General features: G+C 64.0%; 12 protein-coding genes. 8 read left to right on the top strand and 4 right to left on the bottom strand.

Annotated elements, in window-relative coordinates:
• Positions 1-19: 19 nt before the first annotated feature.
• On the bottom strand, positions 20-1,009 hold the full coding sequence (locus tag R2669_RS08055; protein ID WP_316899543.1) for a DMT family transporter: 990 nt from the start codon (positions 1,007-1,009) through the stop codon (positions 20-22).
• A 97-nt stretch (positions 1,010-1,106) separates the two neighbouring features.
• Entirely contained in the window at positions 1,107-2,204 is a 1,098-nt protein-coding gene (locus R2669_RS08050) for an aromatic ring-hydroxylating oxygenase subunit alpha (RefSeq protein ID WP_102066516.1), read from the bottom strand.
• Between the two features lie 425 nt (positions 2,205-2,629).
• Between R2669_RS08050 and R2669_RS08045 the strand changes: the two genes are divergently transcribed.
• The 4 genes from R2669_RS08045 (at position 2,630) to folE2 (ending at position 6,849) form a co-directional block, all read left to right on the top strand.
• The gene (locus tag R2669_RS08045; RefSeq protein WP_027680903.1) at positions 2,630-2,917 is read left to right on the top strand and encodes an exodeoxyribonuclease VII small subunit; all 288 of its coding nucleotides are present in this window, start codon (positions 2,630-2,632) and stop codon (positions 2,915-2,917) included.
• Positions 2,914-3,825 carry a polyprenyl synthetase family protein gene (locus R2669_RS08040; RefSeq protein ID WP_316889657.1) on the top strand — a complete coding sequence of 304 codons (912 nt, stop codon included), beginning with the start codon at positions 2,914-2,916 and terminating at the stop codon, positions 3,823-3,825. The genes R2669_RS08045 and R2669_RS08040 overlap by 4 nt, the downstream gene beginning before the upstream one ends.
• A 56-nt stretch (positions 3,826-3,881) precedes the next feature.
• A complete protein-coding gene (dxs, locus tag R2669_RS08035) occupies positions 3,882-5,792 on the top strand; it encodes a 1-deoxy-D-xylulose-5-phosphate synthase (RefSeq protein WP_316899541.1) in 1,911 nt (636 codons plus the stop codon).
• 250 nt (positions 5,793-6,042) lie between these two features.
• Positions 6,043-6,849: a GTP cyclohydrolase FolE2 gene (gene folE2 / locus R2669_RS08030; protein WP_102066512.1), complete on the top strand. Its 807-nt coding sequence runs from the start codon at positions 6,043-6,045 to the stop codon at positions 6,847-6,849.
• A gap of 46 nt (positions 6,850-6,895) precedes the next feature.
• Here the strand turns inward: folE2 and tsaD are convergent, their stop codons facing one another.
• A complete protein-coding gene (gene tsaD, locus R2669_RS08025; protein ID WP_316899539.1) occupies positions 6,896-7,939 on the bottom strand; it encodes a tRNA (adenosine(37)-N6)-threonylcarbamoyltransferase complex transferase subunit TsaD in 1,044 nt (347 codons plus the stop codon).
• A 96-nt stretch (positions 7,940-8,035) separates the two neighbouring features.
• On the opposite strand from tsaD, the gene R2669_RS08020 reads away from it, so the two are divergent.
• The 3 genes from R2669_RS08020 to dnaG all read left to right on the top strand — a co-directional run bounded on the left by R2669_RS08020 (position 8,036) and on the right by dnaG (position 11,690).
• Positions 8,036-9,259, top strand: a complete 1,224-nt coding sequence (locus R2669_RS08020; protein WP_316899537.1) for a BaiN/RdsA family NAD(P)/FAD-dependent oxidoreductase — start codon at positions 8,036-8,038, stop codon at positions 9,257-9,259.
• A gap of 132 nt (positions 9,260-9,391) precedes the next feature.
• Complete coding sequence (locus tag R2669_RS08015; protein WP_316873711.1) at positions 9,392-9,841, top strand: GatB/YqeY domain-containing protein; 450 nt, start codon at positions 9,392-9,394, stop codon at positions 9,839-9,841.
• Between the two features lie 37 nt (positions 9,842-9,878).
• Positions 9,879-11,690: a DNA primase gene (gene dnaG / locus R2669_RS08010; RefSeq protein WP_147218033.1), complete on the top strand. Its 1,812-nt coding sequence runs from the start codon at positions 9,879-9,881 to the stop codon at positions 11,688-11,690.
• 309 nt (positions 11,691-11,999) lie between these two features.
• Here dnaG and R2669_RS08005 read toward each other — a convergent pair whose 3' ends face one another.
• Positions 12,000-12,179, bottom strand: a complete 180-nt coding sequence (locus R2669_RS08005) for a hypothetical protein (protein WP_258035456.1) — start codon at positions 12,177-12,179, stop codon at positions 12,000-12,002.
• On the opposite strand from R2669_RS08005, the gene rpoD reads away from it, so the two are divergent.
• Positions 12,172-14,496, top strand: a complete 2,325-nt coding sequence (gene rpoD, locus R2669_RS08000; RefSeq protein ID WP_316884090.1) for an RNA polymerase sigma factor RpoD — start codon at positions 12,172-12,174, stop codon at positions 14,494-14,496. The two genes, R2669_RS08005 and rpoD, sit on opposite strands and share 8 nt — an antisense overlap.
• Positions 14,497-14,561: the final 65 nt, after the last annotated feature.

Below are 14,561 nucleotides of genomic sequence, written 5' to 3'. Positions count from 1 at the left end.
CGGCAATCTCCTGGGTCGATCAAACTTCCGGGTGAATCTCGGCTTCCGGGCCGGACACGGCTGTCTGCGGCGTCGGATGTTCGCTGCCCGACTGACGGGCGCGCATGACGGTGGTGACGATGCCGCTCCCTATGATGAGCGCCATGCCCGCCCACGACAGCGCGTTCAGGTGGTCATTCCACAGCAACATACCCCACCCGCTCGCAAAGACGATGCCGGTGTATTGCAGGTTAGCCGTCAGCAGCGTGTTGCCACGCTTGTAGGCGCGCGTCATGGCGGTCTGGCCCAGCGTCGCAAGAAGCCCGACCGCCAGCAGCAGGCCGGCGCTATGCCACGTATGCGACTGGGCGCCGCCAATCAGCATCCACACGCCGCCGGCGATTGCGCTCACCAGTGAAAAGTAGAACACGATGCGTGCCTCGTTCTCGCCCAGGTCGCCCAGTTGGCGGACCTCCACATAGGCGAGGGCGGTGAACACGCCGGAGACCAGCCCGACCATGCCGCCGGCCAGCTGAGATGGCCCGCTTCCGACGCTGGGCTGCAGCAGGCACAGCACGCCGACAAACGACATCAGGATCGCTGCCACCATCTTCTTGTCGGCACCCGCGGCCTTGCCGGCCATTGCAGCACCCGCGCCGATGATCAACGCAATCCATACCGGCGACATGTAGTTCAGCGTCATGGCCGTCGCCAGCGGCAGCAGGCTGATCGACGTAAACCACAGCAGCAGCGATGTCACCCCGAACACGCTGCGCTTGATATGCGCCACGAGATAGGGCGTGCGGATGCCCGCGCCTGTCTTGGCGAGGACGGCGCCCATCAGCGTCATGCCGATCACGCTGCGGTAGAAGACGATCTCGCCGGTGCTGTAATGCGCCGAGGCCAGTTTCACGCACACGCCCATCGCCGAGAAGGCAAACGCGGCGAGGATCATCCACAGCGATTGGCGAGAGGAGCTTTCGGCCGTCTGGGCGGCAGTCTGGGCGGCGGTTGCAGTGTCGGCGGGCATGGCGAGGAGGGGGCGAAAAAAAACGGTGCGGCCTGTGAGGGCTGCACCGTTCCTATTGTGACGCGGAAGGGGGCGGATGCCTACCTTCAGTCGTCGCTCAGTAGTTCATCGTGCGTCGATACCATTCGTGGAAGTGCTGCATGCCGTCTTCCATGGGCGACTGGTACGGGCCGACTTCGCTCGTACCACGCTTGAGCAACGCCAAGCGCCCGGCGTCCATGCGTTCGGCGATCTCGTCGTCTTCGAGGCACGTTTCCATGTAGGCGGCGCGCTCGGCTTCGACGAACTCACGCTCGAACAGCACGATTTCTTCCGGATAGTAGAACTCGACCACGTTACGTGTCTTGGTCGGGCTGAGCGGGTGCAGCGTCGACACCACCAGCACGTTCGGATACCACTCGACCATCACGTTCGGGTAATACGTCAGCCACACTGCGCCGTACTTCGGCATCTCGCCGTTGTTGAAGCGAAGCACAGCGTCGTGCCACTTCTGGTAAGCCGGCGTGCCGGGTTTGCGCAAATTGGCATGGATGCCGACGGTCTGCACGCTGTGCCACTCGCCAAACTCCCATTCCAGGTCGTCACACGAGACGAACTGGCCGAGGCCGGGGTGGAAGGGCACCACGTGGTAGTCCTCGAGGTACACCTCGATGAAGGTCTTCCAGTTGTAGTTGCAGTCGTGCACCTCGACGTGATCCAGCATGTAGCCGGAAAAATCGAGATCGCGCGCCACGCCCAAGCGGGCGAGGTCTTCGCGCACATCGCGCTTGCCTTCGAACAGCAGGCCGTTCCAGTTCTGCAGCGGCGAGCGCGACAGATGCACGCACGGTTGCTTCTCGAAATGCGGCGCGCCCAGCAGGTCGCCCTGCAGGTCGTACGTCCAGCGATGCAGCGGGCAGACGATGTTCTGGGCATTGCCGCGCCCATTGAGCATGATGGCCTGCCGATGCCGGCACACATTGGAAAGCAGTTCGACGCCGTTCGGATTGCGCACCAGCACGCGGCCCTCGGCCTCGGCGGCAAGCGTGTGATAGTCGCCGACTTCCGGAACCATCAGCTCATGGCCGACGTAACCGGGGCCATGTTTGAACAGACGTTCGATTTCAGTTTGATACAGCGCCTCGTCGAAGTAAGCAGAGACGGGCAACTGGGTTTCAGACGGCACCAGATTCAGTGCGGCGCTGAGATTGGACATTATCCCCACTCCCAATAACGGTGAAAGCAGTGAACAACCCAACCATCGAAAAATTCGATGAAAAATTCGATTTGGGAAAGGACGCCATCGGCAGGTGGCGTAGGGTCTGTTGAGGTAGGAAACGAGCGCTGCCGGCCCCCGCTTGGGCCAACGACCATACGTTCAATGGGCCAACAGACCCAGACCATCGTGCGGAGCGGCGTACGCCGGCCCGGCCTTTGGAGGAAAGGGGGGGATTGTACCCCAGGGAAATTGATAAGTCCCTGATTTTCGAACCCTTTCCGCCGCCGGCTATTCGACCGTCAGATGGGTGATGCCTCGCGTCGCAGCCACGAATCGTCATCTCGCACCCTGTGGGATGTGCGCAGAACGCACGCGGAATTGCCGTAAAATGCCGGATTGTCCTTTTCTGATTCGCAACCGGCATGCCCCGTGCCTCAAACGACGCCTCCAGCAGCGCGTCCGCCACGCCCTCCGCTACGCCGGCTTCCTATGAAGCGGCGATGGCCGAACTCGAAACCCTCGTCGCGAGCATGGAATCCGGTGAATTGCCGCTGGAGGCCTCGCTTGCGGCGTATCGACGCGGGGCTGAGCTGGTCAAGTACTGCCAGCAGGTGCTGGAACGTGTCGAGCAGCAAGTGCGCGTGCTGGACGGCGATGCGCTGAAGCCGTTGGGAGACGACTCCAACGCGAACGAGCAGGGCGACGCATGAGCGATTTCGCCCAATGGATGGCGTCCGTGGTCGCGCGGACGGAAAGCGCGCTCGAGCACACCTTGCCCGCCGAAACCGTCGCGCCGCAACGTCTGCATGCCGCCATGCGCTATGCCACGCTGGGTGCGGGAAAGCGCGTGCGTCCGCTGCTGGCACATGCTGCGGGTGCGCTGGGCGACGCATCGCCGGAGGCGCTTGACGGCGTGAGCTGTGCCGTGGAGATGATCCACGCCTATTCGCTCGTCCACGACGACATGCCCTGCATGGACGACGACGACCTGCGCCGCGGCCGCCCCACCGTGCATCGCGCCTATGATGAAGCGACGGCCCTGCTGGTCGGCGACGCCTTGCAGACGCAGGCGTTCATCGTGCTGGCCGAGCTGGGAGCGGTAAGCCCCGCAACGCGGGCGATGCTGGTCGGTGAATTGGCGCGTGCTTCCGGTTCGCTGGGGATGGCGGGTGGTCAGGCCATCGATCTGCAAAGCGTGGGTATCGCGCTGTCGCAAGACGAGCTGGAAGCGATGCACCGCATGAAGACCGGAGCGTTGCTGCGGGCGAGCCTGCGGATGGGCGCGCTGTGTGCTGGCGTGAATGCCGCTGCCTTGGAGCATGTCGATGCGTATGCGGGTGCTGTCGGCCTCGCGTTCCAGGTGGTCGACGACATCCTCGACGTGACGGCCGATACTGCAACGCTGGGCAAGACCGCCGGCAAGGACGAGGCCAACGACAAGCCGACTTACGTGTCCATCCTCGGGTTGGACAAGGCCCGGGCGCTGGCTGATGAGCTGCACGCCGCAGCGGGTGCGGCGGTCGCCCAACTGGCCCGCGAGATCGGCGGTGAAGCGAGCCAGGCCCGTACCCTCCGATTGGCCGAGATGGCCGACCTGATTGTGCGGCGTGGCCACTGAACAACATTGCATCGACGTTAGAAGTCTTTGCCAAAACGCCTGAGCGGCGGTCCCACATGACGTACGAACTTCTGAACACCATCGACGATCCGGCCGACCTGCGCCGACTGGACCGCCGCCAGCTCGGGCCGCTGGCCGACGAGTTGCGCGCCTTTGTGCTCGATTCCGTCTCGCAGACGGGCGGCCACCTGTCGTCGAACCTGGGCACGGTCGAACTGACGATCGCACTGCATTACGTCTTCAACACGCCGGAAGACCGCATCGTGTGGGACGTCGGCCACCAGAGCTATCCGCACAAGATCCTGACCGGGCGCCGCGACCAGATGGGCTCGCTGCGCCAGCTGGACGGCATCTCCGGCTTCCCGCGCCGCAGCGAGAGCCCGTACGACACGTTCGGTACCGCGCACTCGTCCACGTCGATTTCCGCCGCGCTGGGCATGGCCCTGGGCGCCAAGACCAACGGTGAACACCGCGTCGCCATTGCCGTCATCGGTGACGGTGCGATGAGCGCCGGCATGGCGTTCGAGGCGATGAACAACGCGGGCGTCTATAAAGACCTGCCGCTGGTGGTCGTGCTCAATGACAACGACATGTCGATTTCGCCGCCGGTGGGAGCGCTGAACCGCTATCTGGCGCGGCTGATGAGCGGCCAGTTCTACGCGGCCACCAAGAAGGGCGTGGAAAAGCTGCTGTCGGTGGCGCCGCCGGTGCTCGAGTTTGCCAAGCGCTTCGAGGAACACACCAAGGGCATGTTCGTGCCGGCCACGATGTTCGAGGAATTCGGCTTCAACTACATCGGCCCGATCGACGGGCACGATCTTGAATCGCTGGTGCCGACGCTGCAGAACATCCGCCAGCGCGCGCGCGAAGGCGGCGGCCCGCAGTTCCTCCACGTCGTCACCAAGAAGGGCCAGGGTTACAAGCTGGCCGAGGCTGATCCGATCCTCTATCACGGCCCGGGCAAGTTCAATCCGCAGGAGGGCATCAAGCCTTCGGGGCGTCCGGCCAAGGTGACGTACACGCAGGTGTTTGGCCAGTGGCTGTGCGATATGGCGGCGGCCGACAAGCGCCTGGTGGGTATCACGCCCGCCATGCGCGAAGGCTCGGGGATGGTGGAGTTCGAACAGCGCTTTCCCGACCGCTATTACGACGTCGGCATCGCCGAGCAGCACGCCGTCACCTTTGCCGGCGGCCTGGCATGCGAGGGGCTGAAACCGGTCGTCGCCATCTATTCGACGTTCCTGCAGCGCGGCTATGACCAGCTGATTCACGACGTGGCGCTGCAGAATCTGCCGGTGGTGTTTGCGCTGGACCGTGCGGGCCTGGTCGGTGCGGACGGTGCCACGCATGCGGGTGCCTACGACATTGCCTACCTGCGCTGCATCCCCAACATGATGGTGATGACGCCTGCCGACGAGAACGAATGCCGCCAACTCCTGAGCACGGCCTTCGCGCAGGATTGCCCGACAGCGGTGCGGTATCCGCGTGGTGCCGGCACGGGCGTGGCGGTGCAGCCGACCCTGGAGCCGCTGCCTGTAGGCAAGGCCGAAGTGCGCCGCACGTCCACCGCACCCGCCGGCCAGCGCGTTGCGATTCTGGCCTTTGGCTCGATGGTGGCCCCGGCGTCGGCAGCGGCCGAGCGTTTGGACGCCACCGTCGTCAACATGCGCTTCGTCAAGCCGCTCGACGTGGCCTGCGTGCTGGAAATGGCGCGCACGCACGATTACGTGGTCACCGCGGAAGAAGGTTGCGTGATGGGCGGCGCCGGCAGCGCCTGCCTAGAAGCGCTGGCTGCCGCTGGCGTCTCGACGCCGGTGCTGCAACTGGGCCTGCCCGATCGCTTTGTCGATCACGGCGATCACGCTGCGCTGCTGGCGCAATGCGGGCTGGATGCCAACGGCATCCTCGCATCCATCCGCGAGCGTTTTGCCGTACAGCCGCGCGCAGCGGCCCCGCGCGTCGCGTGATTCACCTTTGGCGCTGGCCTATAGGCAGAATCAATCACCCGTATTGCATCCACGGGTATGAGTAGTTGACTGCAGAGGTAGGAAATTTCTTTTACACTCCGCCAGTCTTATTTCTGAATTGTGTGCGCAGTCGCGGGATGGGCAGATTCGATCACTTGAGGGGTGGTCATCGTCAGCCAGGTTCCGCGGTTTCACACTCGTTGCGTACCGGCCGACTGCGATGGCCGGGCGACCGTAAAGGAAACCGATCATGAACGATATGAACCCGGCTTTCGCGATGCCGGACGTGCAGTCCAGCCACGATACCCGCCAGATCCCAATTCAGCGCGTTGGCGTGCGCGGCGTGCGTTACCCGATGTCGCTGCAGACCCCCTCGGGCGTGCAGAACACCGTCGGTACCTACAACCTGGACGTGCATCTGCCCGCTGACCAGAAGGGCACGCACATGTCGCGCTTCGTCGCGCTGCTTGAAGAAGAGCGCGAGCCGCTGAATCTGGCGCAGTTCCAGTTGCTGCTGGAAAAGATGCTGGAGAAGCTCGAAGCCGACGCCGGCCGTATCGAAGTCCACTTCCCGTATTTCGTCAGCAAGACGGCCCCGGTGTCGGGCGTGCAGTCGCTGATGGACTATGAAGTGACGATGATTGGCGAAGTGCGTGACGGCCACACCAAGGTCCGCGTGAAGGCGCTGGTGCCGGTGACGAGCCTGTGCCCCTGCTCGAAGAAGATTTCGCAGTACGGCGCGCACAACCAGCGCTCGCACATCACGATCGACGCCGAGCTGGCCGCCGATACGCCGGTCGAAGCGCTGATCCGCATGGCCGAAGAAGAAGCCTCGTGCGAACTGTGGGGCCTGCTCAAGCGTCCGGACGAAAAATTCGTGACGGAGCGTGCGTATGAAAACCCGAAGTTCGTGGAAGACTTGGTGCGCGATATCGCCATGCGCCTGAACCAGGACGATCGCATCGTCGCCTACACGCTGGAAGCGGAAAACTTCGAGTCGATTCACAACCACAGCGCCTATGCGCTGATCGAGCGCGACAAGCGCACCGACAAGTAATCGACGCGCTGCCCCAAGAAAAAGCCGCTCAACCGAGCGGCTTTTTTCATGCCTGGTGGATGCGGATGTCTTCGAGGTCCCAGCGCGGCGTGACGCCGTAGCCGTAGCCGTCCTGCACCTGGGTGGGATCAGCCTGCAGCCGCATCGCCCCGGCAAAGGCGATCATGGCGCCGTTGTCGGTGCAGAACTGCAGGTCGGGGTAATAAACGCGCAGGCCGCGCTTTTTGCCCTCGGCGTTCAGCCCTTCGCGCAATTGGCGATTGGCGCCCACGCCGCCGGCCACGACGATGCGCTTGAGGCCATGCTCGCGTGCGGCGCGCAGCGTCTTCTTGACGAGCACTTCGACGATGGCGTCGACAAACGCACGGGCAAGATCCGCGCGCGGCTGGTGGCAGGTTTCGCTATCGGTCAGGTTGAGCTTGCGCACCTGGGTGAGCACCGCCGTCTTGAGGCCCGCGAACGAGAAATCGAAATTGCCCGAATGCAGCATTGGTCGGGGCAGGTCGAACACGCCCGGGTTGCCAAACTCGGCCAGCCGCGAAACGGCAGGGCCGCCCGGGTAGCCGAGGCCGAGCAGCTTGGCGGTCTTGTCGAAGGCTTCGCCCGCGGCATCGTCGAGCGTCTCGCCGAGCAGCGTGTACTGGCCGACGGCATCGACGCGCATCAACTGCGTATGCCCGCCCGAGACGAGCAGCGCCAGAAACGGAAACTCCGGCCGGTCCGCCTCCAGCAGCGGCGAGAGCAGGTGCCCCTCCAGGTGATGCACGCCCACCAGCGGTTTGCCGAGCGCAAACGCCAACGCATTGGCCACCGAAGCGCCGACGAGCAGCGCGCCGGCCAGCCCCGGGCCTTTCGTGTAAGCGATCGCGTCGATGTCCCCGCGCGTCGCCCCCGCTTTGACCAGCACCTCTTCCAGCAGCGGAATCACGCGCCGGATGTGATCGCGCGAGGCCAGCTCGGGCACCACACCGCCGTATTCGCGGTGCATGGCGATCTGCGAATACAGCGCATGCGCGCGCAGGCCGGCATGGGTGTCGTACAGGGCGACGCCGGTTTCGTCACAGGAGGATTCGATGCCGAGGACCAGCATGGCAAGCGGGGCGTGAGGAATTGCAATGGGAAGACCGCCGAAGATAGCACAAGTTAAAATGCGCGGTTTCTTCAAGAATAGGGCGGCGCAGCGATCATGATGCGGTGCGATGTAGCGGTGATCGGCGCAGGCGCGGCCGGGATGATGTGCGCGGCCGTGGCCGGGCAGCGCGGCGCGCGCGTGGTGCTGATCGACCACGCGACGAAGCTGGCCGAGAAGATTCGCATCTCCGGCGGCGGCCGCTGCAACTTCACCAACGTCAATGCGGGCCCCGCCAATTACCTGTCGAACAACCCGCACTTCAGCCGTTCGGCGCTGGCGCGATACACGGCGCAGGACTTCATCAGCCTCGTCTCCAGCTACCGCATTCCGTATCACGAGAAACACAAGGGCCAGCTTTTCTGCGACGACAGCGCGGAAGACATCATCCGCATGCTCGAAACGGAATGCGGGCGCGGCAATGTGATCTGGCGCACCGGCTGCTCGATCGCTGAAGTCGGCAAGGATGGCGAGGCCTATCGACTATCGACCAGTGCAGGCGAGATCGTTGCCAGCAAGGTTGTGCTCGCCACGGGCGGCCTGTCCATCCCCAAGATCGGCGCGACGGATTTCGGGTATCGCATTGCGCGGCAGTTCGGATTGAAGATCGTCGAGACGCACCCGGCACTGGTGCCGCTCACCTTCAACGCCGAGCATTGGGCGCCGTTTTCGGCGTTGTCGGGCGTGTCGATGGAAGTGGACGTGACCGTTGCGCAGCCGCCGGGCAAGGGCGGTCGCAAGGGGAGCGCGACGACGTTCCGCGAAGACTTGCTGCTTACCCATCGCGGGCTGTCGGGTCCGGCCGTGCTGCAGATCTCCAGCTTCTGGAATGCCGGTCAGCCGCTGCTTATTGATCTGCTGCCGGACACCGACGCCGGGCAATGGCTGTGCGATGAGAAATCCGGCTCGCGCAAGCAACTCGGTACGGTGCTGGCGCAGCGGCTGCCCGAACGCGTCGCGCAGGCGTGGTGCGCCACGCACGGTGCCAACCCGCACGCCCCGATTGCGGAGTTGCCCGATAAGGTGCTTCGCACCCTTGGCGCGGCGCTGAACCGGTGGGAACTGACTCCGTCCGGCAGCGAGGGGTATCGGAAAGCCGAAGTGACGCGCGGCGGTGTCGATACGCGCGAGCTGTCGTCCGCCACCATGGAGGCCCAATCGGCGCCCGGCCTGTACTTCATCGGCGAGGTGGTCGACGTGACGGGCTGGCTTGGCGGCTACAACTTCCAGTGGGCGTGGGCTTCGGCCGTCGCGGCGGGAGAGGCCGCTTCCGCTCGCTGACCCCCCCACGGATCGGTCCTGGAACTGTTCGGGTTCTGTGCTACGATCAGTGATCCATTTTTCAAAGTTTGCAACCCGCTGGACCACTGTCCAAGCGGGTTTTGCCGTTTATCGGAGTTCGGAATGTCGCAGTTGTCCCTCAAGGCCCAGATCACGGAAGACATGAAGGCGGCCATGCGCGCCAAGGAAATGGATCGTCTCGGCACGATCCGCCTGTTGCAGGCCGCCATCAAGCAGCGCGAAGTGGATGAGCGCATTGAGCTGGATGACGCTGCCGTGCTGGCCGTAATCGACAAGATGCTCAAGCAGCGCAAGGATTCGATCACCGCGTTCGAGCAAGCCGGCCGTGAGGACCTCGTCGCCAAGGAGGCGGCAGAAGTGGCTGTGCTGCAGGTCTATATGCCCGCGCAGCTGACGGAAGCCGAAGTCGATGCCGCGGTGCGTGACGCCGTGGCCAAGGCCGGCGCTTCGGGCCCGCAGGACATGGGCAAGGTGATGGGCATTCTCAAGCCGGCCCTGGCCGGCCGCGCCGACATGACGCAAGTCTCGGCCCGCGTGAAGGCTGCCCTGACCGGCGCCTGAATCCGCACACTCGCAGCATCGAAGGGGCGCACTCCGCGTGATCCCGCAGCCGTTCATTGACGACCTGCTCAACCGCGTCGATATCGTCGACGTGGTGGGCCGTTACGTGCAGTTGAAGAAGGGCGGCGCCAACTTCATGGGGCTGTGTCCGTTCCATAACGAGAAGTCGCCGTCGTTCTCGGTGTCGCCCACGAAGCAGTTCTATCACTGCTTCGGATGCGGCGCGCATGGCTCGGCAATCGGCTTCCTGATGGAGTTTTCCGGGCAGTCGTACGTCGAGGCCATCAAGGACCTCGCGCAGTCCGTCGGCATGGTGGTGCCCGAAGAGCGCGGTGGCTTGCCGCCCGCCGCGCGGGCTGAGCAGCAAGCCAAGACCGTCGCGCTCGGCGACGTCATGGCCCGCGCCTGCGATCACTACCGCAAGCAGCTGCGCAGCGCCCCCAACGCGATCCAGTACCTCAAAGGCCGCGGGCTGACCGGCGAGATCGCCGCGCACTTCGGTCTCGGCTATGCGCCGGACGACTGGCAATCGCTCGAAGCCGTGTTCGGTCCGTATCGCGAAGACGCCACTGCGGCACCGCTCATCGAGGCGGGCCTCGTCATCGAAAGCGAGAAGACGGGCGCCGATGGATCGCACCGCCGCTACGACCGCTTTCGCGATCGCATCATGTTCCCGATCCGCAATACCAAGGGCGTGGTGATCGGTTTCGGCGGCCGGGTGTTGGGGCAGGGCGAACCGAAATATCTCAACTCCCCCGAAACGCCGCTGTTCAGCAAGGGCACCGAGCTGTACGGTCTGTTCGAGGCGCGCAACGCCATCCGCGAGTTCGACTACGTGCTCGTCGTCGAAGGTTATATGGACGTCGTCGCGCTGGCGCAGCTGGGGTTTGCCAATGCGGTGGCCACGCTGGGCACGGCCTGTACGCCCGTCCACGTGCAGAAGCTGCTGCGGCAGGTCGACACCGTCATCTTTTCGTTTGACGGCGACAGCGCCGGGCGCCGGGCCGCGCGCCGCGCCCTTGAAGCCTGCCTGCCGCACGCCACCGACAACAAGACGATCAAGTTCCTCTTCCTGCCCTCGGAGCACGATCCAGACAGCTTCGTGCGTGAAGAGGGCACCGAGGCGTTCGCCCGCGAAGTGCACAACGCGATGCCGCTGTCGCGCTTCCTGCTTCAAGCGGTGACCGAAGACCTGGACCTGCGCCAGCCCGAGGGCCGTGCCCGCGCCCAATATGAGGCCAAGCCGCTGCTGAATGCCATGCCGGCCGGTGGGCTGCGCCTGCAGATCGTGCGCGGTCTGGCCGAGATGACCGGCACCACACCCGCCGATATCGAAGCGCTGTGCGGTTTGCGCAGCGACCCAGCCCAAGCGGGCCGCATGACGCAGAAGCGGCCCCGCGTGGCGCGCACCGCACCTACGGCGCTTGAACAGAAGGTGCTGCGCCTCCTGATGCGCTATCCCGGGCTGGCCGCTCGGCTCGACGCCGATGCCCGCGCCCAGTTGACAGCGCCGCAATTGCCCCAAGGTGAGGTATTGGCGGCGCTGCTGGCTGAATGCGATGCTGCGGGGCCGGAAGTGCACTTCGGCGCCTTTGTTGAGCGCTTGGGTCAGACGCCCTACGCCGAAGCCTTCGCCGGGCTGCGTCCGGCCGTGCTCCAGGACGACATCGAACTGGAGCCGGCCATGTCCGAATTCGACACCGCCGTACAAAAGATGCTCGCCGAGCCGCTGAAGCGCGAGCTGGAGATGTTGCAGCGCAAGATGGAAGCCGGCCATGCCGGCGACGACGACAAGGAGCGCATGCGCTGGCTGGTGGGCGAAATTAGCCGCCGTCGACAGCTCGTGTAGCGCACACGCCGCAGAGGCAAGCTCCAAGCGGGGCGGGCAATTGCGGGTAGCCCCTTGATTTTTCAGGCGAAAACCCGATTTTCGTTTAGACCGGCTGGGTCTGGCGTGCTAGAATAGCCGGTTTGGATTGCAAGTCCTTTTTCCCATTTTTGGGGGAGTGAGCGTGCCCATGGTGAAGGTGAAGACCTCCGCGAAGGCCGGTTCCAAGGCCAGTCCTGCTTCTGATTCTGCCAAGCGATCCTCATCGGCGCGCGGCTCGGGGGGAGGAAAGACTTCAGCGGGAACGGCGAAAGTCGCGAATGGTCGGACTCATGTGGGGCAGGCGGGATCGACAGGAGTGAAGGCCACTGCGCCGGCAAAGACGGGGAAAACCCAGCCGCGCCAGACCGCCGATATCGCCGTCGCCGCCAAGACTGTCAAACCGACAGCGCGCACAAAGGGCGCGATCCAATCTTCAACCTCAGGCAAGGTCTCGACGTCGATGAGCACGAGCGCCAGACCTGGCGGCACAGCCGCTTCCGTCGCACTCAAGGGCAAGACAACCACCGTGGCGAAATCGAAAGTTACCGAAGTCGAGAGCAAGCAGACCACTGCCAGCGCAAGCGCAACCAAGACGGGTACCGCTCGTACCAGCACCGCAGCCAAGCCAGCCAAGGCAACCGCGGAAGACACCAAGCGCACCGCCCAGGCAGGGGCCACCCCCACAACTCCTCCCGCGCCCCGCGCCGAGGTCGCAGCCGAGCCCAAGAAGCGCGGCCGCAAGCCCAAGGCAGAGACGCAGGCAGACGATGACAGCAGCACGGACGTGACTGAAGAATTTGACACCCCCGCCGCTCCGGCACCGAAAACCGAAAAGCTGAAGGCCCGTGACCGCAAGGCCAAGGAAAAAGCCCTGCTCAAGGAATTCGCTGCTTCGCAGCAAGGCGGTTCGGAAGAAGAGCTTGAGGCCCGCCGCCAGAAGCTCAAGGCGCTGATCAAGCTGGGCAAATCGCGCGGCTACCTGACCTACGCTGAAATCAACGACCACCTCCCCGACGACATGGTCGACGTGGAGTCGATGGAAACGTTGGTTGCCACGCTCAACGACATCGGCGTTGCCGTGTACGAGCAGGCTCCGGACGCCGAAACGCTGCTCCTGAACGACAACGCGCCTTCCGTGACCACGGAAGAAGAGGCTGAAGAAGAAGCCGAAGCCGCGCTGTCGACGGTTGACTCCGAATTCGGCCGCACGACCGACCCGGTGCGTATGTACATGCGCGAAATGGGCACGGTCGAGCTGCTCACGCGCGAAGGCGAAATCGAAATCGCGAAGCGCATCGAGGCCGGCCTGAAAGACATGGTCATGGCCATCTCGGCCTGCCCGGTCACCATTTCGGAAATCCTGGCCATGGGCGAGCGCGTGGCCAACGATGAATCCAAGATCGACGAATTCATCGACGGCCTGATCGACCCGAACGCTGAAGCCGAGGCCGCTGCTGCTGCCGAGGAAGAAGAGGAGTTCGAGGAAGAAGAAGCCGAAGAAGAAGGCGACGAAGAGGAAGACGAGGACGATGAAGGTGCCGGCGCTGCGGCAGCTTCGGCCCGTCAACTCGAAGAGCTCAAGCAGGCTGCGCTGGTCAAGTTTGGTGTGATCGGCGAGCAGTTCGACAAGATGCGCCGTGCCTTCGAGAAGGAAGGCTACAAGTCCAAGCCTTACGTGAAGGCGCAGGAAGCCATCCAGGCCGAGCTGATGACGATCCGCTTTACGGCACGCAACGTCGAGCGGCTGTGCGACACGCTGCGCGGCCAGGTGGACGAAGTGCGCAAGCTTGAGCGTGCCATCCTGAACATCGTGGTCGACAAGTGCGGCATGCCGCGCGGCGATTTCGTTGCGCGCTTCCCGGGCAACGAGACGAACCTGAAGTGGATTGAAACCGTGGTGGCTGACGGCAAGCCGTACAGCACCATCGTCGAGCGTAACGTGCCGGCCGTGCACGAACTGCAGCAAAAGCTGATCGACCTGCAAGCGCGCGTGGTGCTGCCGCTGACCGAGCTGAAGGACGTCAACCGCAAGATGTCGGAAGGCGAGCGCCGCGCCCGTGAGGCCAAGCGCGAGATGACCGAGGCCAACCTGCGTCTGGTGATCTCGATCGCCAAGAAGTACACGAACCGCGGTCTGCAGTTCCTCGACCTGATCCAGGAAGGCAACATCGGCCTGATGAAGGCGGTGGACAAGTTCGAATACCGTCGCGGCTACAAGTTCTCGACGTACGCCACGTGGTGGATCCGTCAGGCCATTACGCGTTCGATCGCCGACCAGGCGCGCACCATCCGTATTCCGGTGCACATGATCGAGACGATCAACAAGATGAACCGCATCTCGCGTCAGATCCTGCAGGAAACCGGTAACGAACCGGATCCGGCAACGCTGGCCGAGAAGATGGAGATGCCGGAAGACAAGATCCGCAAGATCATGAAGATCGCGAAGGAGCCGATCTCCATGGAAACGCCGATCGGTGACGACGACGACTCCCATCTGGGCGACTTCATCGAGGATACGAACACGCTGGCCCCGGCCGAAGCAGCGCTGCATGGCTCCATGCGCGGTGTGGTGAAGGACGTGCTCGATTCGCTGACGCCGCGCGAAGCCAAGGTGCTGCGCATGCGCTTCGGTATCGAAATGAGCACTGACCACACGCTGGAAGAAGTCGGCAAGCAGTTCGACGTGACCCGCGAGCGTATCCGTCAGATCGAGGCGAAGGCACTGCGCAAGCTGCGCCATCCGAGCCGCTCCGACAAGCTGAAGAGCTTCCTCGAGGGAAGCTGATTCTAGCGAGGCAGGCGATTTTCCGAGTGGGCTTGCGCCCACTTTCGGGTAAAATCCCGCACCAG

This window comes from Ralstonia edaphi, from assembly GCF_958350185.1.
Taxonomy (GTDB): domain Bacteria; phylum Pseudomonadota; class Gammaproteobacteria; order Burkholderiales; family Burkholderiaceae; genus Ralstonia; species Ralstonia edaphi.
Note: the sequence above shows the minus strand (reverse complement) of the source record. Positions and strands in the feature narration are given on the sequence as shown.